We start from the raw sequence: 2,726 nt of genomic DNA on the forward strand, positions 1-2,726 counted from the left end.
AGCGAGAGGCTGGGGCGGGTCGAGTTATCCGTATAAGTTTAGTACGACCTGCCCGGGCACCGCTTTCGCATCGCAGCAAACACAAACGAAAACGCCCCGCATATGCGGGGCGTTTTCGACATACGTGAAGACGATGTTTACCCTTGAACCCACACGCCCACGTGGAAGTGCCAGCCATCGGGATGGCGTTCCCAATGCGGATGCACGTAGTGATAACCCGGACGTATCGGCTCCCAGTGACCGCGCACCGCAACGTAGCGGCCACCATCCCAGTGCCAGTAACCGCGTGCCCATACATAGCCGCGGCGCGGCGGCGGTACTTCTTCGATGACTTGCACCGGTGGCGGTTGTGGAGCGATCACTTCCACCACCTGCGGACGCGGCGGCGGCGGTGCGACATACACGACGCGACGCGGCGGTGGTGCCGGCCGTTCCACCACGCAACCGGCAAGCGTGGCGACCACGCCGGCAACAACCAGCAAGGATGCAAAACGTAATGACATGGATGAGTCCCCAGAGAATTGGATCGGAGCTGCCGACCCGGTCAGCGCCACGCGTGAGTCTAATTGGCGAAGCTGTCGCGGACCCTGCGCTTCATCGTGCAATGAAGCGCAGCTTTTTACGCAAGAAGATCAGCGGCCCCAGTGACCATCACGCCAGTACCAGTTCGGCCCGCGCCGCTCCCATACGCCCGGATACCAGCGATAGCCCGGACGCTCATGCACCCATGCGCCCGGAACCCATACGTAGCGATGCGCGCGCGGCTCCCAGCGCCAGTAGCCTTGCACCCAGGCCCAGCCACGACGCGGTGGCGGCACACGTTCAAAGCGCGGCGGCGGCGGCGCGAGATTGATGCCCACGCCCACGCTTACCTGCGCAGATGCAGGCGGTGTGTAGCTCACGCTGGCCAGCGCAAGACCGATACCTGCAACAAGGGCCAGTTTGCGGGTGATGCTGATCATGTGTCTCTCCTTAGGTAAGGCAGCTGCCTTCGGCGGCTGTCGAGTCGGAAAACGCGAGCGTATCTCTTCGTGTTGACGTGATTGCTTTCGCCGGTTCAGGTAGCAGCAGAATTATTTGCGATGGTCTTGCAAGGTCGTTGAAGAGCGGGGCTGCGGTTCTGTTGCGTGCTTGAGCCGGCATTGACGCGTGTTCTGCATGGCGGCGTTGGGGTTCGCGCGCGCTCCTGGCCCACCTACGTTCCGGTGGAGCTGGGTCATGCTGGCCGCTTTTTGCCCCTGGAAATAAAACGAACGGTCGTGCTATTTTGGCGATCATGAGCCCTTCCATCACTCCCACCAAAGGCGCCGCCACCCGCGAGCTGATCCTCGACCATGCCTACGAACTGGCCCGCCAGGACGGCCTGGAGGGCCTGTCCATCGGCGCATTGGCCCTGGGCGTAGGCATGTCCAAGAGCGGCGTGTTCGCTCATTTCGGCTCCCGCGAAGAACTGCAACTGGCCCTGCTGGACGCTGCCACCCGGCGCTTCATGGATTTCGTGATGCGGCCTGCCGTGCAACAGCCGCGCGGCGTCAAGCGCCTGCGCGCCATCCTGGAACGCTGGTCCGAGTGGATCCGCGTCCACTACAACGGCTGTGTGCTGATCAGCGCCGTCGTGGAATACGACGGCCGCGAAGACGGCCCACTGCGCACCCGCGTGAAAGAGCAGCAAACCGGCTGGCGCAACGAACTGGTGCGTGCGGTCAACCAAGCCATCGAAGTCGGCGACGTGCGCGCAGGTACCGACGCTTACCAACTTGCCTTCGAACTCTATGCCGTGATGCTCGCCCTGCATCACGACGCCAGCCTGTTCGGCTTCGACGGCGCGCACCAACGCACCTGGGCAGCCATCGATCGCCTGTTCGCCAGTTATCAGCCTTAAGGAGGCTGCCATGACACGCCAAACGGCCCGTTCGCATCATCGTTCCTCGCACACCACGCTGAAGTTGCGCGCGGTGCGCATAGGCTTCGCCGTTGGCAGCCGGCTTGCCCCCGATCGCACCGTGGATCGTGCCGCACGGCTGTTTGCTACGCCATTCGCCAGTAGCCGCAGCCGCGCCCATGCCGCGCAGCCGGACGATGCCATGCAACGCGGCGAGCTGGTCATCCATGGCCAATCCATTGCGACGTATGTGTGGGGCGATCCCGCCACGCAGCCGTATGCATTGCTGGTGCACGGCTGGTCCAGCTTCGGCCTGCGCTATCTGCCATGGGTGGCGAAGCTGCGCGAACTGGGCTTTGCCGTGGTGACCTTCGACCAACCCGGTCATGGCGCCAGCAGCGGCAACTTGTGCACTTTGCCGGATTTCATCGACACCATTCGCGCCATCGGCCAGCACTTCGGCAACGCGGCGCTGGCGATCGGCCACTCCATGGGCGGTGCTGCCGTCGCGTTGGCGCAGGACGAACACTGGTATGCGCGGCGGCTGGTTCTGATTGCACCGGCGGCGGACATCGAAGCCGCTGCCAGCCGCTTCATTCGCTTCGTACGGCTTGGTGAGCACTTGCGCGACCGGTTCATCGCCTGGTGCGAACAACGCACCGGCGTGCGCATGCGCGAACTGCAAGTGCATCGCCATGTGCCGGCGTTGGGCCAGCCGGGGTTGATCGTGCACGACCTGGACGACCGCGAAGTGCCATGGGAAGAGGGTGAACGTTATGCGCGTTATTGGCCCGCTGCTCGCTTGCTTACCACGCAGGGCTTGGGGCATCACCGTGTGCTGGAT

4 protein-coding genes are annotated in these 2,726 nt (G+C 63.7%); 2 read left to right on the forward strand and 2 right to left on the reverse strand.

Features of this window, described 5'->3' with window-relative positions; translation table 11 throughout:
• Positions 1-137: 137 nt before the first annotated feature.
• Positions 138-503: a YXWGXW repeat-containing protein gene (locus VMA74_RS13230; protein ID WP_325367680.1), complete on the reverse strand. Its 366-nt coding sequence runs from the start codon at positions 501-503 to the stop codon at positions 138-140.
• Positions 504-632: 129 nt separating this feature from the next.
• Complete coding sequence (locus VMA74_RS13235; protein ID WP_325367682.1) at positions 633-962, reverse strand: hypothetical protein; 330 nt, start codon at positions 960-962, stop codon at positions 633-635.
• A 314-nt stretch (positions 963-1,276) separates the two neighbouring features.
• Between VMA74_RS13235 and VMA74_RS13240 the strand changes: the two genes are divergently transcribed.
• Positions 1,277-1,882, forward strand: coding sequence for a TetR/AcrR family transcriptional regulator (locus VMA74_RS13240; RefSeq protein ID WP_325367684.1), 606 nt, complete (start codon positions 1,277-1,279; stop codon positions 1,880-1,882).
• Positions 1,883-1,892: 10 nt separating this feature from the next.
• A partial coding sequence (locus VMA74_RS13245; RefSeq protein ID WP_325367686.1) for an alpha/beta hydrolase occupies positions 1,893-2,726 on the forward strand: 834 nt, incomplete at its 3' end.

The sequence above is a fragment of the Dyella sp. genome, from assembly GCF_035508675.1.
Taxonomy (GTDB): Bacteria; Pseudomonadota; Gammaproteobacteria; order Xanthomonadales; family Rhodanobacteraceae; genus Dyella_B.